Genomic DNA, 21,616 nt, shown 5'->3' with positions numbered 1-21,616 from the left:
CAGTCTTCTTGAGCTTTACAATGAACATCACCCCCAAAGGGGATAATCTTGGAGGAGCCGGATGCGATGACCCGCACGTCCGGATCTGTGAGAGGCCCATGCAATTGTGCATGGGCCTACTCGATTTCCGTGTTGGTGGGCAAAACCAAGGAAAAATCGGATTCTCCCGTACGCAAGGACTCGAAGGGGCTAGGTATGGTTGGAGTGGATGGTGCGGAAGGCTTGTTAAACTGCTGGAATAAAGCACAATCGCAGCTTCCTATCCCAAGAACGGTTCCTGTAAAAAGCGCCGCTTGAACCAATTGTACATAAACCGGCTGCATCTCATCTGCATCCGGTAAAACTTCAATATAATAAAAAAATCACAACGAAAGTTTCGGGTTATCCGTTTTCCAATGCCCAATGAATGGTACAATGCGGATATAAAAAGACATGAATCTAATCGGAAGGATGTTATCATGAGCGAATCCAATCAGGAGTTTATCGTAATCTCAGGTGCGAGGGAGAACAATCTCAAAAACGTATCCTTGCGCATTCCGAAACGGAAGATTACAATCTTCACCGGAGTATCCGGCTCCGGCAAGTCATCGATCGTCTTCGATACGATCGCCGCGGAATCCACGCGATTGCTGAATGAGAACTTCAGCATGTTCGTCCGCAATTTTCTGCCCCGTGTTCCTCAGCCGGACACGGACGGAATCGAGAACTTGAGCATGGCAGTTATCGTGGATCAGAAGCGGCTGGGCGGCGGTTCCCATTCCACGATGGGCACGATTACCGATATTTCGCCCATTCTGCGCCTTCTCTTCTCGCGGGTGGGTCAACCCCATATCGGACAAGCTCACATGTTCTCGTTTAACGATCCGCAAGGCATGTGTCCCGAATGCAACGGGATCGGCCGGAAGCTGGGCGTCAATATGAAGAAGGCGCTGGATATGTCGAAGTCGTTGAACGAAGGAGCGATTATGCTGCCGGACTACTCGGTGAACAGCTGGGAGTGGAACATGATCGTGCAGGCAGGCCCCTTCGATCCCGATAAGAAGCTAAGCGATTATCCGGATGAGGATCTGGAGCAGCTGTTATTCGGCAAGGCCAAAAAAGTGCAGGTGGATTTCGCCGGCAAAGCGATGAATATTACCGTAGAAGGCGTCATCGAGAAGTTTACCAACAAGTACATCAAGCAGGATGTAAAGGCGAAGTCCGAGCGCACACAGCGGGCTGTGGCGCCGTACATCTCCGAAGGACCCTGCTCCAGCTGCCGCGGCGCAAGGCTCAGTCAGGCTGCGCTCAGCTGCAGGATTCATGAACATAACATTGCGGAACTGTCCTCCATGGAAGTCGGACAGCTTATCCGCGTCATTCGGGAGATCGACGATGCGGTCGCCGCGCCGATGGTTAAATCGCTGACAGAGCGGCTGCAGCATCTGGTCGATATCGGGCTTGATTACTTGACGCTGGACCGTGAGACGGATACGTTGTCCGGCGGCGAGTCGCAGCGCGTCAAGATGGTGAAGCACCTGAGCGGCAGTCTGGTGGATGTCACTTACATATTCGACGAGCCCAGTGTCGGCTTGCATCCCCGCGATGTGCACCGGTTGAATGAATTGCTCCAGAAGCTGCGCGACAAGGGCAACACGGTGATCGTCGTCGAGCATGATCCCGATGTGATCAAGATTGCGGATCATATCGTCGACGTCGGGCCTCACGCGGGCAGCCGGGGCGGTACCATCATGTACGAAGGAAGCTTCCAAGGCTTGCTGGAGTCGGGAACATTAACCGGGACCCATATGAAGCGGCCGCTCCAGCTAAAGCAGGCGTGCAGGCAGCCGTCCGGCCAGCTGTCCATACAGGATGCGACGCTTCACAATCTGCGAGACGTAAGCGTAGATATTCCAACCGGAGTGCTGACCGTCGTTACGGGCGTTGCCGGATCGGGCAAGAGTACGCTGATCAACGAAATATTCCTTAGCCAGCAACCGGATGCGATCGTCATCGACCAATCGGCGGTAGGCGTGTCCACACGCTCGAATCCCGCGACCTACACGGGCATTATGGATGATGTGCGCAAGGCGTTTGCTTCTGCAAATAAGGTGAATCAAGGCTTGTTCAGCTTCAATTCCAAAGGAGCTTGCGAGAACTGTCAGGGTCTGGGCGTGGTGTATACCGATCTGGCTTTCCTCGAAAGCGTGAAGCTGCCCTGCGAAGTATGCGGAGGCAAACGGTTCAAGGAAGAGGTGCTCGAGTACAAGCTGAACGGCAAATCCATTGCGGATGTGCTGCAGATGACAGTGGAGCAGGCGCTGGACTTTTTCGAGTTGAAGGAGGTTGTCCGCAAGCTCCAGGCGATCAGTGATGTGGGACTGAACTATATTACGCTCGGTCAGCCGCTCAGCACGCTGTCGGGCGGAGAATGCCAGCGCATTAAGCTCGCAAGCGAGCTGCATAAGAAGGGCAGCATCTACGTGATGGACGAGCCGACGACCGGTCTGCATATGTCGGATATCGGGCAGCTTCTGGGGATTATGAACCGTCTGGTGGATGCCGGCAATACGGTAATCGTCATCGAGCACAACCTCGATGTGATCAGCCATGCGGATTGGATCATCGATATGGGACCGGACGGAGGCAGCAAGGGCGGCCAGGTCGTGTTCGAGGGCACCCCCTCGCAGATCCTCCATGCGGAGCAGTCGATCACGGGAAAATACTTGGTGTAATCGTCCACTCCAACGGACCTATCCCTCAACCGATTGAATTCGGTTTGCGGGATTTTTTTTGTTTTCGTTATTCCGTGTTGTGAATCTAACGAAAGGAATTTGTGGTAAAATCTAGAATTCATAGTGGGTGATGTTCTCGCAGCGGGTAGTTCGTTCTCCCGGTGCGCACTTGTACATGAAATCAGAGAGGTGATCATGCGAATGAAGTATCCGAAGCTGCAAGAAGGTACCCCGGAGCAGGCCGGAATGCGGCTTGAGCGGGTGAACGCTCTGAAGAGCAGAGTGAAGATGTGGGTGGAGGAGGGAGCGACGCCTGCGGCTGCTATGCTAGTGGCAAGGAATGGAGTGATCGTATCGCACAATGCTTACGGTCGGCTAACACCGGATGAGGGATCTGCACACCTGGAGATAGATTCGTTATTTCCTCTCGCTTCCTTGACGAAACCGATCACCGCGACTTGCATCCTGATCCTCGTCGAGGATGGCAAATTGGATTTGTTTGACCCGGTGAATCGGTTTATACCGGAATTTACCGGCGAGGGGAAGGCGGCCGTTAATCTCCATCATCTGCTCACGCATACATCGGGTTTGCGAGAAGAGGATGTGCACGACCATGTGAAAAAACAGGAGCTGCTGGGGAGCGTTGTTCCGGAACCGGAGTCGACTTCGCACCCGAAAAAGCATAAGTATTTTGATCTCAGCTGCGGGGCTCCGTTGTGGAAGCCTCCCGGGACGGAAATGCGATACTTGGGTTACGGGTACAAACTTCTTGGGGAAATGGTAAGACGCGTAAGCGGACAATCGCTGCAACAATTTGCTGCAGAACGAATTTTCGAGCCCCTTGGGATGAAAGATACGTTTTACGTTGTCCCCGAAGCTTTGTTTGGGAGAGCCGTCAGAAGAGATGAGAATTTGGCTGGAGGCAAATGGCTCGGCACACCGGCAGCGCTGCGCGATCCGTCGGCTTCCGGCGGCGCTTATTCGACGGTGATGGACATGGCCATATTCGGGCAAATGTTTCTAAACGGCGGTCGATATGGCAATACGAGAATACTAAGTCCGGTCTCCGTACGTGAAATGGTGAAAAACCAAATCCCCGGCGTCCCCGCCGCCTCCAACGGAATGACGTTCCGGGAAGCATCGTGGGGCTACGGCTGGAACGTGCGCAGTATGAAGCAGGATGACAGCGGCTGCTTACGATCGGCTCATGCGTATGATCATGGCGGAGCCGGCGGCGTTCGATTGCTGATCGAGCCCGAATATAATCTGCTTTGGGCGTACTTTCCAATTGTGACGGATAAACTCTATACACGCAATTTATTCAATAATATGGTGATGAGCTGTATCGATGAGTAAACCGGATAGGAGCGGTTTGTACCCGTAAATTTGTCCAAAACCCGCTTGGGCGGAGCAATAGGAGCGGTTTGGAGCTGCTAATTTCCGCGAAAAGGGTACAGCCCCTATCCGTTGGCTGAAATAAAGGGTACAAACCACTTCTATTCGCCTCGGTCCCGCCAGTATTCCGAAAATAAAACATGCCAAAGAGACTGTCGATTCAATGTGTAGAAGTGTTAGCAGGCCGTTCCAAGTGAAAAGTTACCTTCTTCTGCTCAAACAGGTTGTCCGGAATCCCTTGATTGAATAAGGATTGTAAGGTAGGGGATTCCAGACAAAACTCGCCAGAAGGTAATCTTTTCCCTTTCCACTTGGTTGTCCACAGTTAATCGACAGCCTCGCCAAAGACTCTTATTAGATTAGTCAGCCCCGCACACATATCGGGATTGGGAAAGGTGGCTTACAATGAGAAGTGAAGACACTCGAATATGGTTTTATGGCTTTGTTGTCGGCACCGTTCTAATGCTGATGCCGGTTCCGAACTTCTTTTTCTGGAAAGATGTTATAGAGCACGTCGAGTCGATCTTTCAGTATGTGGGCTTCGTTTTCTTCGCCGTTTGTGGCGTTGCCCTACTTGTACGAGTCATCCGAAGTTTTATCGGAAAATGAGAATGAGATCAATCGGTTTACCTCAATTGAAGTAACGAGCAACGAGTGTATCATAAAGCTAAAAGCAGCCAAACGAAAACGTATGGCTGCCTTTGTCCAGCGCGGATGACATTAGAAGCTTTTTTGTAAGAAATCATAACCTTGCTCGAGAGCTTCGACCGGCGGACGATGCCCGCTGGCGTGATTGATGAAGAGATACTGCGACGGATCGGAATAACCCGCCCGTTTTATACCGTCCAGCGCCTCTTCATTGTCGTACAGCCCTGCGATCAGAACAAATGGCTTTAGTCCGCCAAGGCGCAGAAGCTCCGCATGATCCATACCGGCGGCTTTCAGTGCATCGAGCTTATCTCCCCAATACCACGGTTCGTTCCAATTCGACCGATCCCATTCAAGCCCGAAGTCGCTGCATAGCATAGCTTTGATCCGGTGATCCAGACAACCTGTATATAAAGCCATCTTCCCGCCAAGCGAATGCCCCGCTATCCCAATCCGATCGTGATCGACCCGAGAGTCCGCGCATAGGAGGTCCACCAGAAGTTGGGTATCGGCTATCAACTTGCCGATGCCTGTCCACTCCGGATGGTCGCGAAGCAGGCTGTCGGCGGCGACCCGCCAACGGGAGAAATCCCGGCGTTCCAGCTCGAGCTCCCGGTAGGTCAGGTGATAAGCATCCGCAGAGACAACCGCATATCCGCGGCGCACCAGTTGCAGAGCCATCGCAATGTCAGGCTCGTCGGTTGGCTCGAGCGAGTCGAGATCGTACCCGGCCATCCGGTCGGGGTAGTAAAACGGAACGACTACCGCCGGCAATTTGCCGTTGATCGTCTTCGGCAGCATCAATAGTGTCCGTTGCACGGTACCCGGACCGTTTGCCTGCTCATACAGCTCACCATCAAACTCGGCCGTCACTATTTTGCGAATAAGACTCAGACGACGCTCGTATTCATAGCGCTCCGGCTTGCCGATCCGATCAAGCCACTTCTGGGTAAGGTCTTTTAATTCGTTCATCTCGTTTCTCCTTGTACATGGATCTATGAATCTCCTCAAACTCTAAATTCTCCAAAAGGAGCGTATTCCCTCCCTTGACTAGAAATAGTTGGAGTTGTTTTCATTGGGGAAGCGAGTTTACGAATCAGTCGGCGGCACGGGAAAACGTAGGCTGACTAGCCAAACCGGAACTGAATTAAATTAATTACATTAAATATTAATTTCGTTAATATGTAACGAGATTAATTGGTGTTGGAAAGTCCCGCGTGACTTCCTCGTCCGGGGTATGTTATAAAATGGAGGAAGCGAGTAATACCGTGAATCGGGGTGTCGTTGTGAGAATCAAATCGATGAGCCTGTATTCGCATCCTCGCGATTTTCCGTTTTGGATTCAGCAAAATCTCCATGACGTGCAGGATATGCCGGATTTTCACACTCATAAGTTTGTCGAGCTGATTTACGTTGCCGACGGGCGGGCTACACATTTGTTCCAAGATATTTGTTACGAGACCCAGGCGGGCGACATATTTATCATCAATCCGGGCGAGAGGCACGGATATTCGCTGAAGGAAGATCAGCGCATCGTGCTGTTTAATTGCCTGTTCGAACCGGACTTTATCCCGCATTCGCTGCTTAACAGGCTGCACATTACCGATTCCCTCGACTTTTTTTACGTCCAGCCTTTTCTGAACGGACACTCCCGGTTTCATCACAAGCTGAACTTGCGGGGCGAAGCGGCGGACAAAACCAGGGCCATTCTGGAGGAGCTTCTTCAGGAATTGAATCGCCGGCAGCCGGGTTATCAGGCCATTATTCAACTGAAAATGACCAATCTGTTCATCTTGCTGTCTCGTTCCTACAAAAACCGCAATTATCATGCCGACAGCCGCCCGCCTCAAGAATTACTCGTGCGCCGCATACGCGGGTATGTCGAACGCCATTATAACCAGAAAATTACGTTGTCCGATCTATCTGCGCTTTTCCAGATCGGCGTCCGTCAATTGAACCGGTTGTTCAATCAATATACGGGTTCGAGCGTAATCGAGTACGTTCATCGTATCCGGATGAAACATGCAAAGCGCCTGCTGACGGATACGGACGAGAAAGTCAACGTCGTTGCCGAATTGGTCGGTTATGGGGACCCGGCCTTTTTCAACAAGCTGTTCGTGCGGGAGGCGGGACGCTCCCCGGGCAAATACAGGGAAGAAAATCGATGATCTTCGCGCGCCGTCGCGAAGGTCTTTTTCTGTGTCGTTTTGTCCGATATGACCGTATCGCCGAGAAGGAAGACCCGATCGGCAATGGAATGTCATGCACAGTCTCCTTTACAATCAGGACATGAAAGCGTAACGATAACAAGTGAGGAGTTGTTATTATGTCAAACGCTAACGTTCCATCGAACCAAGAAAAGGAAGCTGCAGCTGACAGAGCCGTTGACGCGAAGTTTAGCAGGAGGAGGCTGTTGAGCGTGGCGGGCACTGCGGCGGTGGCAGGAGTCTTTTTGGGGAAAAGCGTAAGCTTTGCGCGTCAGGGTAACGGTGTGGTGGATGACGTATATGGAAACCTGACGGACCGCCTTCAGGGAGAGGCCCGCGGGATACGCCGGATTATGGAAGAGATTCGGCAGGAATACGGTCATATTCCTGTAAACGTAAAGGAGTTTGGCGCTGTCGGCGATGGGGTAACCGATGACTCGCAGGCGTTTCGGGACGCATTGGATTATGTGTGCAGCAATCATCTGACCTTGATGACGGATATCGGAAAAACGTACATCGTGGACAATATCGTAGTGGAAGGAAAATCGGATTTCCGGTTAGTATTTCGAGGGATTTTAAAAAGACCCGATCAATTGCCGGCCACCAACCCCCAGACCCGAACTTTGCAATTGAATAACTGTTCGAATTTTGTAATCGACGAAATCCGCTTCGACGGCAATCACCTTAACAACAACTGCGTCGTTGGCGGGGTTTACAATACGGTATATTTGCAAGAGTTTAGACACTGCTTGTATTTGCAAAACTGCAGAAACGCCCGGTTCGGCAAAATTTATGGCAAAAACCCGTCCGGCGACGTGATTTACATCAATGGGCCTAACACCTGCGGCTTGGATTTTGATGAGGTAGAAGGCATTTCCGTCGATACGGACGGGGTCACCCCCATTGCGCTGGGCCGCAATACCGTATCCATATGCGAGGGGAAGCAGATTACGTTTCAATCTGTAAAATCAATCGGAGTCGGCCATGTAACGATGCCCGGAGGGTTTGATATCGAGCCGAACTGGGGCGAACAGGTTTCCGATGTTTACGTCCAGTATCTGTATGTCCGATCCAGCTCGATGAGCGCTTTGGGGATTACGACCAAATACGGGGAAGGCGCAAATATAAGAAATATTGAAATTGGCACGGTCTACATTGAAAATGATGTGGCTGCGCCAAAGAGGCTGCTTGTCATTACAGGATGCACGAATGTTCACCTGAATCGCGTATATATCAAAGGAACTGCCGAATCCTATGCGGTCCATATCGGGATCGCAGGAAATGCGCAACCGGTTTACAATCTGAAATTCGACTCTCTTGAAATTGACACTTGCAGATATGGCGTCATGGCCAACCATTTAAACGAGGGGTATATGAATGTCATCGTGAAACAGGCGTCGGAAAATTTCCTTCGGTTATATAATGTTGCTAATTTTGATTTTGATGTGAGAGGCAGCTTCAATCCATTAACTGCTTTCCCAAATCAACCGGTCAAAAACTTTTGCATCTATTTGTACATGGCCGGCACGAACTATTTAAGTAATTGCAGATTTAGCGGTGATTTGGCAAAGGAACGAGTGGGGAATGTAGCGGAAAGATGCATTACTGCGAACGCATCAAACGGAGCAAACCAAATCACAAACTGTGAATTTACAAACATCAATACGGACGGATGGGCGGAGGCAACCAAGTTTGTCGGGCAATTAACGCATACGAGAAAAGTGGATTTCACACGGTCGAATAATTTGGGGGCTTCCGGAATGCGACCAACCGCTAATCTGATGAAAGGACTATCCTATTACGATACCACTCTTAATAAACCTATATGGTGGAGTGGCACGAATTGGATCGACGCAACGGGGGCCTTCGTGTGACAGGAACGATCATTAGCAAGAGCGTCGTTTCACTTCACGTCCGGGACACTTTGAGGAGAAAGCCGGAATAGAGAAGTACTGTCCCCATATCCGGGATATCAAGTCCCTAGCCGCAGAGAGCCGCTTTCTGCGGTTTTTTAATGTTTTTGGAAATCATTATCTGAGAACAACAAGCCCTTAGTGCAGGCAGCTAATGGATTTGGCTGAAGCGAAAATCGAATGTGTTGCCGCCTCAAAACAGGACATTTCGTCGCAAAAGATGTCCGCTTCGTTGATTGTTGATCCCATTTATTACCGGTACACTTGGTTACGAAGGGAGGTTTGATCAAGGATCGGAACGGCTCATGCCATCTTGATTTCGGTTTCTGTACTCGGTCGGGGTCATCCCCAGCTTTTTTTGAAACAGGTAATAAAACCGATGGGTCGAGGGGTAGCCGACTTCCCCGGCAATCCGTTCCACAGGCAAATCGCTTGTCCGCAGCAGGTCCTTGGCCACTTCGACTCTTGTATCGAGAAGTTTTTGCTTAAATGAGGTTTGGAAGTACTTCTTGAGCAGACGGTTGACTTGCTTGGTGCTTAAACTTAATTGTGCGGCGAGCATTTCCAGGGTCAGATTTTGCCGGTATCCCATGAAAAAAACATCGATGATGTGGGAGCGCAAATCGTCCGTGACTCGACTCGGTATAGCGTAATCGACAGGCGTTCCGCTATCCAGACGGACCGCGCGCGCGACTCGAACGATGATCTGCGCGAACAAGCTTTGCACGTTCGTATACGAGCCCAGTGAAGGAGTCGCGATTTCATGCCGGATTTCATCCACAAGGCGGAATAACATGTCATGATCCGCATTGGCCGGCAGACGGCAGTAATTCACGGAGGATAGCACGGCTTCCAATTGCTCCGCTTCTGTCAGGGGGAACCAGGAGTCGCTTTCTTTATCCTCACGGAATGTGAAGCGAAGCGTACTGCGAACTACAGGATCGTTCGCGTCAGGTTTGACCCCATGAAAAATGTTCGGACCGATCAGATGGATGGAACCGCTTCCAAGAACCCGTTCCGTCTCGTCAAAGATCAAAGTACCAGAACCGGACCACACGAATTGAAGCTCAAAGGCGGCGTGATTATGCTTTTCCTGCACATACCCGAGCGCCCGGGGAACGATATTGTCGTTGAGCAAAACATCGAAAAGCAGCGAGCCAATGCGAACCTTGATATTCAGACGATCCCAGAACGTGGTGGCAGCCAGATCGCGCGATTGCACCATAAGTATCCCCCTCGGTTGCTCAGTCGCTTTATATTATCACAGTGGCGGTTAAGTGCGTCAATATCAGGAAAAAACTCGGGCAAGGCTAACACCATCAAATAAAAGGAGGGTTTAATGACATGCCGAAACATGCGAAAGCAAGTGCTATCCTTATCTCGGTGCTGGTTACGACCTTATTAGCGGGCTGCGGCGGAACGGGGAACGGGCAAAATGGCGCTAGCGAAACCAAAAAGAATGAAAAAAAGGACAAGGCAAACAACGAGCCGGCAGAGGTTATCTTTTATTCGCACAGCGGTCTGGCGCCGGAGCAATTCAATAATCGCTACGGCAACAAACTGAGGGAGAAATTCCCCAACTTTACGATCAAATACATCCAACGTACCGGAACCGGAACGGGAATCGCGGAAATGGTCACAGCGAAAACGCCATTCGATATTTATTTCGCAAATGTCGGCTCCTTTGAGAATGAAGCGATTCAATACGGCCTGCAGTCTGATATGACCGAGTTGCTAAAGAAACATCAAGTCGACCTGGGACGGTTCGATCCGTCGATCATCGGCGGCGTTCAGTCGTCACCGCACGGCTTGTATGCGCTTCCCATCCATACGGATACGATGGCTTTGTATTACAATCAAGACCTTTTCGACAAATTCGGGGTGGATTATCCGAAAAACGGCATGACTTGGGACGAAGTGTATACGCTTTCCAAGCGGCTGACGCGCAAAGACGGAGACACGCAATATATCGGGTATGCGCCATTCTCCACCTATATGTTTTATATGAACCCGTATTCCATCCCCGTTGTCGACGGGAAAACGGAACAGCCCACAATCAATAAGGACAGCCGGTGGCGCAGCTTTTACCAGAAGCTGCTGATCGAGCCGACGGAAATGCAGGAAGTAAAAGCGTATCTGAGCAGCTTGAAAACAAACAAAAGTCACGTTGTAAACGCATTTATGAAAGACCGTACAACAGCAATGCTTGTTTATGTATCCGCCTTAGCTCCGACCTGGCCAAGCGAGATGAAAGCGTTCAACTGGGATTGGGTGTCCGTGCCTACGCTCAAAGAACAACCGGGCATCGGCGTGCAGCCGTACACTGCCTACTTCGGGATCACGAATGCAGCGCAAAACAAAGAGGCGGCTATGGAAGTGCTGAAGTATATGGTGTCCGACGAGTTCCAGCTCTCTCTGGCGAAGCAGGGGTATATGCCGGTCGTGCAAAGCAAAGAAGTCAAGCAGGCGCTCGGACAGGAAACGGCATTCAAGGACAAAAACTGGCAAGCGCTGTTTTACAACAAGATGGCGCCCGTTCCGGTCAAAGGCATCTATGAAAACCGGATCGTCGGCGTTTACAACGGCTTGGCAGAGCAAGCCATGCTCGGTACGGTGGATCTGAATACGGCATTGCGCCAAGCGGAGGAGACCGCCATGATCCGGCTGGACGAGTGGAAACGATAAGGAGCGTGAATCGATATGAAAATGAATAAGACGGTTCGTATTGTGTCGGTTTTGTTGTTTCTCTGCTTGTTCCTGGTGTCCTTCCAGCCCGTGAGAGCCGATATCGATTCCGGACATCCCGATGTGATCGTAGCGGAGGGAGGATCGCGGAATACGTACTTTCCGGATGTAGAAAAGCTCCAGAACGGGGATTTGATGGTGGTGTACTACGATAGTCTCGCCCATTCTTCTCCAACCGGTCGAATTGCGATGGTCCGGAGCACGGATGACGGACTGACCTGGTCCGCACCGGTAACCGTTGTAGATTCGGTATACGACGACCGTGACCCCAGCATTATGCAGACGAGCGACGGCACTTTGCTTTTGAGCTATTTCTCGACAGATCTGAGTCAGACGCCATCGCGGGCGGTGGGCACCTTCATCGTCCGTTCCAATGACGGGGGACTGACCTGGTCCATTCCGGCCCTGGTGCAATCGCAGTTTTATAGCGTAGCGACAACTTCAAAAATAATCGAGCTGGATAATGGCGATCTGTTAATCCCGCTGTATGGAAAACGGACCGGCCATTATTGGTGGAAAGCTTTCGTTACCCGAAGCACGGACGGTGGGTTGAGCTGGTCGAATGAAGTAGAGATTCAGAATCCCTCCAACGCCTCCAACTTTGTAGAGCCCGCATTGGCCAATCTCGGGAATGGCCACTTGATGGTCATGATCCGGACCGGGACATTTTCACAGGAAGCGCATTCGTACGATAACGGCCTGACCTGGACGGCGCCTGTTCAAACCGGCCTGGAAGCGAATGCGTCCAACCTGCTCGTTCTCGAGCCGGGAAATCCCAACTCGAACATTCTGCATATGTGGGGCGACAGTTCGGACCAATATGCGTTCGGCCGCCCTGTCGTGGGCCAGATCATTCGAGCGGACGGGACTTCCGTATCGGAGCCGCTCATCATGTATGCCGGGCATTGCAATGACGAGAGCTATCCAAGCAGCGTTCGGCTCGACGATGGGCGTATTTTTACGGTGTACTACGACTCCTGTGCGAAATACATCGCTGGAACGTTTAGCACGGTGAACGAATTTATGGACTACGAGGCGCCGACGACCTATTGGGACAGCGCAACCGGAAAGCTGGATTTGTGGAGGATGTATGCGAACGGGAATGCGCAGATTACGACGGATATGAACTATACGCCGAGCTACTACGAGCCGCACGGTGCGATCGACGGCAACCATTCGTACACGTATTCCGCCGCCAAAGTACAGACGGGAGAGGGCGCATACTGGTCCATCGAGATGGATCAGTCATATCCGGTCAGCAAGATCGGAATCGTGCTGAAGCCGGGCTATGAGGAGACCGCCAATATCTACTTGTCCGCCGACGGCGTGAACTGGGGCAGTCCGGTAGCCGCATTCGACTACGTCGTTATCAATGAAATGGAATATGTGGTCCTGAATCAGCCCGTTTATGCAAAATACGCCAAAGTGGAAATCGTGGAATCGAGAGGTACGGATATTCTGGCCGAATTTTCCTTGTTCGTGCCCCCGGATACCGGTACGACGGGCGTTATGCTGGAGCAGATCGATCAATTCGGGCAGATGGGTCAAATCAACGCCGTATTTGCCGACCAGTTGTCGTATCGCTTGGCGATCATTCAGCAGCTAGTCAGCCAGAAAGCCAATACGGACGCAGTTGCCTACATGCACGATTTTGTGCAGGCGATCAACGCCCCGTCCGTGTTGGGTCAGCAGCTCATCTCGGAAACGGCGGCGGCAGCGCTTTGCACGGAAGCTGATCTGTTTATCCAACGGGTAGGCTGATAGAAGTCCCTAAATTATATTCTACATGCAGCGGAGGTTGCCATGACAGACATACAAGAACATGCGATGCAATTCGGCGAACAAATTCCGATTAAGACCGAATACGGCCCGGTTGCGTTCGGGCTTGTTATGACAGGCTCCATTGTCAGTTGGTCGGCTGAGCGGGCTAAAGATTTATTGATCAGCAGAATTTGGTCGGGGATCTATCTTTATCCGACCGATCGGCTGCAGGACAACGAACTGGACGTTCCGCCAAAGCTGGTGTGCAAAAACAAATTCGTCCCGACGATGGGCATCCCGATCGACTGGAACCGGGACGGCGAGGACGATCTGATCGTATCCGACCGGTACGGGTTCCTATACTGGTTCGAGCGCAAAGGAACGTATCCGGACATCACGTTCGAGTATGTGGAGCGAGTACAGGACAACCAATCGGGTTTGCTGCTGAATATTCCGTACGACAATCCGAATCATATAATGGGCGATGGGAACGGCTATATCGACCCGAACTTTTACAACTACATCTACCCGATGGTATATCCCAATTCGAACGGGCAATCGCTCGATCTGATTGTCGGCGATATGTCGGGCAGACTATGGTGGCTGCCTGACGGAAGCGGCGGAGCAGGAAAACCGCAATATACAGGCACCCCGTATACGAAGCCTTTGGAAAAGTCGAAGGCGGCTTACGGGAAAGCCTTATTGGAGTCGTTAGGCACGGAATACGTACAGCCAGCCGAGAAAATAGGCGATGAGAACGGGGTTCCCTTCTTGTTCGGGGACGGAATCGAGGACGGTAAGCGCTTCCGGGGCTTTTTTGCAAGGCCTGTGCTGTATCGCAATCCGCAGACCGCTTCCGCCGATCTGCTTGTTTTAGCCGGTTACGGCCTGCCGAAGCTGTACTATTTGCAGCGGGTACATACTGCCGGAAACGGAAAGCCGGTTTTCCGGAATCTGGGCGAAGTGAAGATCGACGGACTGGAAAAGTCGATGTTCGGGCTGTTTTCCTTGCATGCGAAGCTGATCGTGGACCAATCGGACGGCAACGACGACCTTCTGCTTACGGCGGGAACTACCATTCTGAGACTCAGGAACAAACAGTCGGGCGGTCTGGTACCGGAATTCGCCTGCATCGGTCCGATTAGCGGCCGCAATGTGGTCACCTCCGGGTACAATTATTCCGCAGTACTGGAGGACCGGCAGACGGGGAAACGGTATTTGGCAGACAGTACGTGGACGCATATCGAGGTTCGCGAAATTATGAATACAGCGGACGGGGTTTATTTATCGCCGGAGAAAAAGGCTGTGGAAGACCAGAACGGCGTATTCCGCATGGAGGGTGAAACGGACGGGCAGGAAGCGCCGGACAGCGGCTTTCATCAGATCGCCAAATGGGACTTTGATGGCAGCGGACGCCAGCATCTCGTCGCGGGAAGCGACAAAGGCTTGCTGTATCTGCTCATCGACGACGGCGAAGCGGTGCGCGAAGGGGCATTCAAGTTTCGGTCCGCCGGACCGCTGAAGGATTGTGACGGCAACGTCATCCGGATTCATAACCGGGTATGTCCCGCGGCTGTTGATCTGGACGGAGACGGGCTGGAAGATTTGATAGTAGGCGGAGCGACGTATCAAGGCGGATTCAAGACAGACTCGAATCCCGGAGCGGGGGTCTACTATTTGCTGAACAAAGGTGTCGGTCCAGACGGATTGCCGATTCTCGAACCAGCTCGAAGCTTGCCGATATCCGGCCACGAGTTGATCGTTAGCACGAATCGAATGATCGAAATTCAAACCGTCGATCTGGACAAGGACGGTTGCAAAGAAGTGATCATGATGTCCGGCGCTGACAGGCAAACCGGCCGGGTATACCGGGCGACAAGTCCAATCGGGTTACACTATACGGGCAAGATCGTGCCGGGTATGGGGCTGCTCAAACGCGTTCTCGATCTAGACGGAGACGGCGAGCTGGAGCTGGTTTACGCCGGGGGTGAGCCGGGAGTGGCGTGCTTTTGGAAAACAATTTCATAATGGTGGATAAGGGGCCGTAGAATTCGACGGCTCTTTTACACATGCATAACCATGCATAACAGAAGCGGCTGCTGAACCGATTACAAGATTATACGAAAGCGTCTGAATTTCGGAACATCTAGAGAGCGTGCTTCGGTTACAGACGTTTGTTATAGTATGATGGAGAATAGAACAGCTGCCTCAGGTAGGCAGTAATTCATATCGAACAAGGAGTAGTACATGTCCTGGAGCAAATTGAAACAAAATCTGGAGAGTTTTCTCTGTCCTGCCTTGCATGGAAAGGTCGAATACCTTGCGACGAGCTACCGTTATTTGCCCGATAAAGCAGGGCTTTGCAATCTTGCAGTAGATAAAAACAATGTACTGAATATGAGTGACCCAACTAATCGAATCAGATGGTATCAGTCGGAGCTGGAGATCAAGAATGATCCGGACATCCAAATTCCCGTTTACGATGAAGATCTTGAAGCCGTCCGAAAAGAGATCAAGGGGAACGTTCCGGAGGATCGTCTGAAAGTAATTGCAGCAAGCAGAAAAAAATCAGTATATGCAAAAACGCTTCTGTCGGCGCAGTCAACCTTATGTAAATCCAATTTTATCGTTATCGCTACTAAGTTTCTGTCTGCTTCTATCGAGGAAAGTTTAGAGAGCGACGATATCCTGTTGAATGTCCTGGCATTGATCGACAGACGAGTTGGAAAAAAAAGGATATTAAATATGAGTGAAAAGATGAAGCTAAAGCATCCGATTGTGCAGTATTTTTATGAACTGCGGCTAAGCACGTTATAAAAAACGACGCGAAGCATGAATGGGGGGCACGGCCATGAGTAAAATGCAAGCGACAAATCGCAAAATCCATCTGGATTTCCACACGCCGCATTGGGTGAAACGGGTCGGACACGAATACGATCCGGAGGCGCTGGTCAGCTGGAACAGCTACCATTACCCGGTGATCGCCCGGTACATACGCACCTTGCCGAAGCCTTCCGGCGGCATGACCACGCGATTTCCGAAAAATTGGGGGTATTTCGGCAGTCTGAACAACCCCGTGCAGTTGAAATTCGAATGCGCCACGATTATGGCTACGCTCGGCGATTGCTGCGTCGGGGATCAGCTTACGCCGTCCGGCAAGCCGGAGGAAGGCGTCTACGAGTTGATCGGCGAAGCGTTCCGCTTCGTGAAGGAGCGGGAAGCCTGGACGTCCGGCGCCAAATCGGTCGGCCGGCGAGGCGAGCGGCGAGCCCGGAGCGGTGCTGGCCTCGTTCGGCAAGGGGAAGATCGCGATCGCATCCGTTCCGCTGGCGGAGGACTATTTCCATATCGGCAGCCGCAACGTCAGGCAATTGGCGCTGAACATGTTCGATCTTCTGGTCGATCCGGCAGAACGGATTGTGGAAGCGGACACCCGATCGCCTTCGATCGAGATATCACTGATGAGCCAGAGCGAGCCCGACCGCTGGGTGCTTCACCTCATTCAATACGGCGCCAAGCGAAGCACCTGGAATACGGTGATCGAGGAGCTGCCGGTGCGAACCGCGATCCCGGTTAGCCTGAGGCCGCCGCGTAAGCCGCGCGACGTATCGCTCGCTCCGTCGGGAGAGCCTTTGTCCTGGAGCTGGCAGGACGGGACGGTGAAGCTGCTTGTACCGGAGCTGCATATTCATCAGATGGTTGTGCTTACTTGCGTTCGCCCTATCGCTGGTCCGTCACAAAAGTTTTTCGATCGAGTCGATTCGGGACGTCCAGCTGGAAAAGTCCAATATTATTCGAAAATCGGGCTTGCTCGAGTTTATCCCTGCCGATCATACGACCGAAGAAATCGGCGGGCTGGATTTGCTGAAAGCATGGCTGTCCGAGCGAAAGCGGGCATTTTCCGAGAAAGCGCAAGCGTTCGGTTTGCCGAACCCGAAGGGAGTGCTGGTCGTCGGAGTGCCGGGCAGCGGGAAATCCTTGTCGGCCAAAGCGATCTCGAGCGCTTGGAACTTGCCCTTGCTTCGATTCGATATCGGGAAAGTGTTCGGCAGTCTTGTCGGACAATCCGAGGAGCAGATGAGACGGGCGCTGCAGTTGGCCGAGACGATATCGCCTTGCATTTTGTGGATCGATGAACTGGAAAAGGGGATGGCCGGACTTCAAGGTTCGGGCGCGTCCGATTCAGGCGTAACGGCGCGAGTGCTTGGAACGTTCCTCACATGGATGCAGGAGAAGACGCGGCCCGTCTTTGTATTTGCAACGGCTAATAATGTGAACGCGCTGCCTCCGGAACTGTTGCGGAAGGGAAGATTCGATGAATTGTTTTATGTCGATCTGCCTAGCGAGGTAGAGCGAAAAGATATTCTCCGCATTCATCTGACAAAACGCAGACGCAATCCGGAGGCGTTCGATCTGGGCCAGCTTGCCCGGGAGAGCGACGGTTTTGGAGGAGCCGAGATCGAGCAGGCGATCGTGTCCGGACTGTACCGGGCCTTCAGTCTCAACCGCGATTTGCAGACAACCGATATTGTGGAAGCTTGCCGCGCGACCAAGCCGCTCTCGCAAATCATGAAGGCGCATATCGAGCGGATTCGGGAATGGGGGGCGACGAACGCCCGTCCGGCTTCCTCCGGCATGGTTGAGGCGGTCGGTGAAGATAATAAGAGGCGCTTGTTTTTTTAAGGCAGGAGGCAGGAGGACCGATGTCGCATTTCTCAACGTTACAGACGACGATCAAAAACATCGAGGCGGTGCAGATCGCGTGCAAGGAACTCGGACTTGAACTTGTGCAGGAAGGGCAGGCGCGGGGGTATCAGGGGCGTACTATAATCGGAGACTATGTGATCAAATGCAAAGGACCGTATGACGTTGTGCTGAATAAGCAGCCGGACGGCCAATATACGCTTATCACCGATTGGTACCAGGGGCATGTGGCTAAAGAGATTGGAGACGGCGGCGGTCGCCTGCTGCAAACGTACGGCGTCGCTCTTGCCACGATGGAGGCTCGCAAGCTGGGCTATTCCGTCTCCCGCCAATCGATGCCGGACGGCTCGGTGAAGGTGGTTCTGACTCAAGCGGCATCAAGCGGCGGATGGGGGCAGTAAGATGAAGCGAATTGTAATTACGGTCGGGACCGACGGCTCGATTTCGATTGAAGCCCAAAACTATAACGGCACGGAATGCGACGAAGCGACCCGGCCTTTCGAGACGGCATTGGGACAAATCACGAGGAAACGGCGAAAACCGGAATTTTATGCAGCAAAGCAGGAACATGTGAGCAAACATGAAAAGTTTTATGAGTGATGAGACTCCACGCGGTCTGAATTCGCCGGTTATGAACGGTGACATCTGCCTCATGCTTCATACGGAGGTTACCCCTTATTCATTGGTTAACGGACCCGGACTGCGTGCGGTCATCCACGTTCAGGGCTGCTCCCTCGGCTGCAAAGGGTGCTTTAATCCCGCATCTCACCAAGCGGGAACCGGGAAAAAAGTGAGCGTCGGCGAGATCTGCACAAGCATTCCTGCTGAAGTGGAAGGGGTAACCATTAGCGGCGGGGAGCCTTTTCAACAACCGGAAGGTTTGCTGGCGCTTGTTCAGGCGCTTCGGGAACAAGGTTATTCCATCCTCGTCTTCAGCGGCTATACGATGGAGGAAATCGTTCAGCTTCCGAATGGGCGGGGCGCATTAGATTGCATCGACGTGTTAATCGACGGGCGCTATGAAGCGGACAAGCCGGCTGCAGAAGGTATTCGCGGAAGCACGAATCAGGTCATCCACATCTTGACGGATCGTTACCAGCCAGACGATCTGCTCACCCGGCAGACGGAGCTGACTTTCCGGCAGGATGGAACGGTTTCGGTCACCGGTTTTCCAAACGCGAGGATTCGGAGGTTTTTTCGTAAGGAAGGATAAGATGTTCAGGAAGGGGACGCCTAAGTGAGAGTGATCGATTTGTCGATACCGATAACGGACGGTATGCCCGTCTATCCCGGCGATCCGGAGGTGAAAGTCAAGGTTGCGCACACCTACGAGCGCCATAACTGGGAGCTGCGGCAGCTTTCGATGGGCAGCCATACCGGCACGCATGTGGACGCGCCTTCCCATATGCACCCCGGTGCCGCGACATTGGACGAACTGCCGCTGGAGCGATTTTTCGGGACATCGCGTGTAGTGCGGATTGAAGACCCTGCTTGGCCGGAAGGCCGGGGGTTGTTTTTTGCCGAAACCGTCGGACTGGAATGCTTGGACCGGTTCGCTGCGCTGCAACCGCCGTTCGTCGGCGGTGAATTGTCTGAAGAGCTGGAGCGGGCGCTGCTCGCTATCGGCATCGTGACCTATACGGGGCTGCAAGGTTTGGAGCGTCTTCCCGTCGGAACCGACTTTATGTTCTACGGGTTTCCTTTACGTATCGCCGGTGGCGACGGGTCCCCGGTTCGGGCCGTTGCGGTGGTGGAGGAGGAACCGGCGGAGTTTGGAACGAACGGATAAAATGTTTTTCGTATCGGTTTTCCTCGAGAAAAGGACCTCAGCCTCCACGTTACTGTGGATTTTGAGGTCCTTTTTGGGACAGCCGGAGACGGTCAGCGGGCGAAACGCGGATTTTGCCGGTAACACTGTTCCATAACGGCGATCTGCCGCCGCACCTGCTGCGGCGTGACTTCCAGCGGCTTGTTTCGGACGAGCGTGTCGTACAGCATTTCGTAGAAAGCCGTACCCATGGTATCGGCGATATGTTTCTGTTCCCAGCTGTCCTCATGCCAGGTTAATGTCTCGGTGCATGCGGCAGGGGTTCCGTCAGGATGAAACATCGGCTCGACGATCAGTTGCTGTTGAGGCGCTTCCTCCGGTTTGAAATATTTCCAGTTCAACTGTCCGAACGTTCCCTTCAAACCGCCTCGAGTTCCTTGGACCTCGTAATGATTGAACGTATACGCATGGCAAGAGGAGATTTCCACATCGACTGCGGGACTGCCGGGGCCACGCAGCATGACGTGGACATAATCTTCCGCATCCCCGAAACTGTTGGCCGAATCCATGAAGCAGGTCACTTCCGGCATCCGCTCCGGATCGAAAAGCTGCAGCGCCTGATCGAGCGGGTGCGGGCCGATGTTCATCAAGTTGCCGCCGTTGAAACGTTTGAGGGTCTGCCAATCCCAGCGGCGGGCAAAGCTGTTGTTCGCGAAGCGGACCCGCACGATTCGCCCTAGCACGCCGGAATCGATGACTTGCTTCATCCGGACAAATGCGGGCGAATACCGGGATTGTTGGAACACGGCCAGCAATTTACCGGCTTGTTCGGCCGCTTCGATCAGTCCGTCTACGTCTGCGGCAGCGGGGGCCAGCGGTTTTTCGCATAGCACATGAAAGCCTTGCTGCAAAAACGCCAGCGTCACCGGCACATGCATATGGCTAGGGGTAGCATTTACGATCAAATCGATATCGCTTCGGCTGTACAACTCCTCATGATCGGCGTAGACGTCGCAGCCAAACTCCTGTATCGCCTGCTCGCGCCGTTCCTTTATCCCGTCAACCACGGCCGGGTTCGGGGGGATTGAAACTAGGAGGAGAAGATGGCTTTATGTTGGGCAGTCTTCATCGAGATATTACCATCTTGACTCGAAGCTTTCACACCATTTACGCAGACGCGACAAATTACGATGATCATACGCTCGCACAACCTAAAGATGGTGTTCGTGGTATAGGTTGGATATTTCAAGATGAATACAAATGGACTAATACTACAGGATACGAATTTAACTCGTATAGATATGTGGGCTGGATACAATTTTTATTCACAAATCCAATAGTTCCCGCGTATATAACATTTCAGGCCGAAATTGGACATACATGGGATGATTCAAGCTTAAGTGTGTCTGGTTTAAACCTGACAGCTACTGGTCAAGAACTTAGTTTTTCTAATAATAGCGCTTCAGAAAAATGGAGACAGACAGGACCCGTTCTTTTCTATGTCCAGTAATCAATATTATTTCATAGAGGTCCTCATTTAATGATAAAATAAATCGGAGGTTGTTCTGCCTCCGATTTATTTTAGATAAGGCTGGTGATTGATTTATTATTAATTTTAGCAAAAAAATTAACAGCTTATCTCTGGTGGTCATTGTATGTATTGTTACTATTCTACTCTTTTTTTCTGTTAACATTAAAACAGAAACAGAGTACAAAATTATAAGTAAATATTTGCCTAATGTACAATTTGAAAAAGATTCG

Annotated in this window: 18 protein-coding genes; 15 read left to right on the top strand and 3 right to left on the bottom strand. The window is 52.0% G+C overall.

Translation table 11 applies throughout. From position 1 onward, the window contains the following. The first annotated feature begins 458 nt into the window (after nt 1-458). Both AC3Y2E_RS33850 and AC3Y2E_RS33845 read left to right on the top strand, forming a co-directional pair. On the top strand, nt 459-2,714 hold the full coding sequence (locus AC3Y2E_RS33850; RefSeq protein WP_379217722.1) for an ATP-binding cassette domain-containing protein: 2,256 nt from the start codon (nt 459-461) through the stop codon (nt 2,712-2,714). A 201-nt stretch (nt 2,715-2,915) separates the two neighbouring features. After that, a complete protein-coding gene (locus AC3Y2E_RS33845) occupies nt 2,916-4,070 on the top strand; it encodes a serine hydrolase domain-containing protein (protein ID WP_379217719.1) in 1,155 nt (384 codons plus the stop codon). 759 nt (nt 4,071-4,829) lie between these two features. On the opposite strand, the gene AC3Y2E_RS33840 is transcribed toward AC3Y2E_RS33845, so the two are convergent. Then, nucleotides 4,830-5,729, bottom strand: coding sequence for an alpha/beta hydrolase family protein (locus AC3Y2E_RS33840; protein WP_379217717.1), 900 nt, complete (start codon nt 5,727-5,729; stop codon nt 4,830-4,832). 314 nt (nt 5,730-6,043) lie between these two features. Here AC3Y2E_RS33840 and AC3Y2E_RS33835 point away from each other — a divergent pair, with 314 nt between their 5' ends. Continuing rightward, on the top strand, nt 6,044-6,925 hold the full coding sequence (locus AC3Y2E_RS33835; RefSeq protein ID WP_379217715.1) for a helix-turn-helix domain-containing protein: 882 nt from the start codon (nt 6,044-6,046) through the stop codon (nt 6,923-6,925). Between the two features lie 158 nt (nt 6,926-7,083). Next, nucleotides 7,084-8,838, top strand: coding sequence for a polysaccharide lyase domain-containing protein (locus AC3Y2E_RS33830; protein ID WP_379217713.1), 1,755 nt, complete (start codon nt 7,084-7,086; stop codon nt 8,836-8,838). A 325-nt stretch (nt 8,839-9,163) separates the two neighbouring features. Here the strand turns inward: AC3Y2E_RS33830 and AC3Y2E_RS33825 are convergent, their stop codons facing one another. Next, complete coding sequence (locus tag AC3Y2E_RS33825; protein WP_379217711.1) at nt 9,164-10,102, bottom strand: AraC family transcriptional regulator; 939 nt, start codon at nt 10,100-10,102, stop codon at nt 9,164-9,166. A 119-nt stretch (nt 10,103-10,221) separates the two neighbouring features. Between AC3Y2E_RS33825 and AC3Y2E_RS33820 the strand changes: the two genes are divergently transcribed. The 10 genes from AC3Y2E_RS33820 to AC3Y2E_RS33775 all read left to right on the top strand — a co-directional run bounded on the left by AC3Y2E_RS33820 (nt 10,222) and on the right by AC3Y2E_RS33775 (nt 19,876). After that, nucleotides 10,222-11,562: an extracellular solute-binding protein gene (locus AC3Y2E_RS33820; protein ID WP_379217709.1), complete on the top strand. Its 1,341-nt coding sequence runs from the start codon at nt 10,222-10,224 to the stop codon at nt 11,560-11,562. A gap of 15 nt (nt 11,563-11,577) precedes the next feature. Further along, entirely contained in the window at nt 11,578-13,383 is a 1,806-nt protein-coding gene (locus AC3Y2E_RS33815) for an exo-alpha-sialidase (protein WP_379217707.1), read from the top strand. 42 nt (nt 13,384-13,425) lie between these two features. Continuing rightward, nucleotides 13,426-15,411, top strand: coding sequence for an FG-GAP repeat domain-containing protein (locus AC3Y2E_RS33810; protein WP_379217705.1), 1,986 nt, complete (start codon nt 13,426-13,428; stop codon nt 15,409-15,411). Between the two features lie 219 nt (nt 15,412-15,630). After that, nucleotides 15,631-16,200 (top strand): SF0329 family protein, encoded by a 570-nt coding sequence (locus AC3Y2E_RS33805; protein ID WP_379217703.1) that lies wholly within the window; start codon nt 15,631-15,633, stop codon nt 16,198-16,200. 34 nt (nt 16,201-16,234) lie between these two features. Next, nucleotides 16,235-16,960: a hypothetical protein gene (locus AC3Y2E_RS33800; RefSeq protein ID WP_379217701.1), complete on the top strand. Its 726-nt coding sequence runs from the start codon at nt 16,235-16,237 to the stop codon at nt 16,958-16,960. A gap of 122 nt (nt 16,961-17,082) precedes the next feature. Further along, nucleotides 17,083-18,066 carry an AAA family ATPase gene (locus AC3Y2E_RS33795; RefSeq protein ID WP_379217699.1) on the top strand — a complete coding sequence of 328 codons (984 nt, stop codon included), beginning with the start codon at nt 17,083-17,085 and terminating at the stop codon, nt 18,064-18,066. A 20-nt stretch (nt 18,067-18,086) separates the two neighbouring features. After that, nucleotides 18,087-18,488 (top strand): DUF1257 domain-containing protein, encoded by a 402-nt coding sequence (locus AC3Y2E_RS33790; protein WP_379217697.1) that lies wholly within the window; start codon nt 18,087-18,089, stop codon nt 18,486-18,488. Between the two features lies 1 nt (nt 18,489). Further along, the gene (locus AC3Y2E_RS33785) at nt 18,490-18,687 is read left to right on the top strand and encodes a DUF2997 domain-containing protein (RefSeq protein WP_379217695.1); all 198 of its coding nucleotides are present in this window, start codon (nt 18,490-18,492) and stop codon (nt 18,685-18,687) included. Then, nucleotides 18,668-19,300 (top strand): 4Fe-4S single cluster domain-containing protein, encoded by a 633-nt coding sequence (locus AC3Y2E_RS33780; RefSeq protein WP_379217692.1) that lies wholly within the window; start codon nt 18,668-18,670, stop codon nt 19,298-19,300. The genes AC3Y2E_RS33785 and AC3Y2E_RS33780 overlap by 20 nt, the downstream gene beginning before the upstream one ends. A 24-nt stretch (nt 19,301-19,324) precedes the next feature. Next, nucleotides 19,325-19,876 (top strand): cyclase family protein, encoded by a 552-nt coding sequence (locus tag AC3Y2E_RS33775; protein ID WP_379217690.1) that lies wholly within the window; start codon nt 19,325-19,327, stop codon nt 19,874-19,876. A gap of 92 nt (nt 19,877-19,968) precedes the next feature. On the opposite strand, the gene AC3Y2E_RS33770 is transcribed toward AC3Y2E_RS33775, so the two are convergent. Further along, nucleotides 19,969-20,922 (bottom strand): Gfo/Idh/MocA family protein, encoded by a 954-nt coding sequence (locus tag AC3Y2E_RS33770; protein WP_379217688.1) that lies wholly within the window; start codon nt 20,920-20,922, stop codon nt 19,969-19,971. Nucleotides 20,923-20,966: 44 nt separating this feature from the next. On the opposite strand from AC3Y2E_RS33770, the gene AC3Y2E_RS33765 reads away from it, so the two are divergent. Continuing rightward, complete coding sequence (locus AC3Y2E_RS33765) at nt 20,967-21,365, top strand: hypothetical protein (RefSeq protein WP_379217686.1); 399 nt, start codon at nt 20,967-20,969, stop codon at nt 21,363-21,365. Nucleotides 21,366-21,616: the final 251 nt, after the last annotated feature.

This window comes from Paenibacillus sp. MAH-35 (assembly GCF_058135425.1).
This window is presented reverse-complemented; position numbering and strand designations above follow the sequence as displayed.

Bases quoted from the DNA above. Each gene is read 5' to 3' on its own strand.
- AC3Y2E_RS33830 (WP_379217713.1), top strand. From the start codon at position 7,084: ATGTCAAACGCTAACGTTCCATCGAACCAAGAAAAGGAAGCTGCAGCT.
- AC3Y2E_RS33850 (WP_379217722.1), top strand. From the start codon at position 459: ATGAGCGAATCCAATCAGGAGTTTATCGTAATCTCAGGTGCGAGGGAG.
- AC3Y2E_RS33815 (WP_379217707.1), top strand. From the start codon at position 11,578: ATGAAAATGAATAAGACGGTTCGTATTGTGTCGGTTTTGTTGTTTCTC.
- AC3Y2E_RS33785 (WP_379217695.1), top strand. From the start codon at position 18,490: ATGAAGCGAATTGTAATTACGGTCGGGACCGACGGCTCGATTTCGATT.
- AC3Y2E_RS33800 (WP_379217701.1), top strand. From the start codon at position 16,235: ATGAGTAAAATGCAAGCGACAAATCGCAAAATCCATCTGGATTTCCAC.
- AC3Y2E_RS33825 (WP_379217711.1), bottom strand. From the start codon at position 10,102: ATGGTGCAATCGCGCGATCTGGCTGCCACCACGTTCTGGGATCGTCTG.
- AC3Y2E_RS33810 (WP_379217705.1), top strand. From the start codon at position 13,426: ATGACAGACATACAAGAACATGCGATGCAATTCGGCGAACAAATTCCG.
- AC3Y2E_RS33845 (WP_379217719.1), top strand. From the start codon at position 2,916: ATGAAGTATCCGAAGCTGCAAGAAGGTACCCCGGAGCAGGCCGGAATG.
- AC3Y2E_RS33840 (WP_379217717.1), bottom strand. From the start codon at position 5,729: ATGAACGAATTAAAAGACCTTACCCAGAAGTGGCTTGATCGGATCGGC.
- AC3Y2E_RS33820 (WP_379217709.1), top strand. From the start codon at position 10,222: ATGCCGAAACATGCGAAAGCAAGTGCTATCCTTATCTCGGTGCTGGTT.
- AC3Y2E_RS33780 (WP_379217692.1), top strand. From the start codon at position 18,668: ATGAAAAGTTTTATGAGTGATGAGACTCCACGCGGTCTGAATTCGCCG.
- AC3Y2E_RS33765 (WP_379217686.1), top strand. From the start codon at position 20,967: ATGTTGGGCAGTCTTCATCGAGATATTACCATCTTGACTCGAAGCTTT.
- AC3Y2E_RS33790 (WP_379217697.1), top strand. From the start codon at position 18,087: ATGTCGCATTTCTCAACGTTACAGACGACGATCAAAAACATCGAGGCG.
- AC3Y2E_RS33805 (WP_379217703.1), top strand. From the start codon at position 15,631: ATGTCCTGGAGCAAATTGAAACAAAATCTGGAGAGTTTTCTCTGTCCT.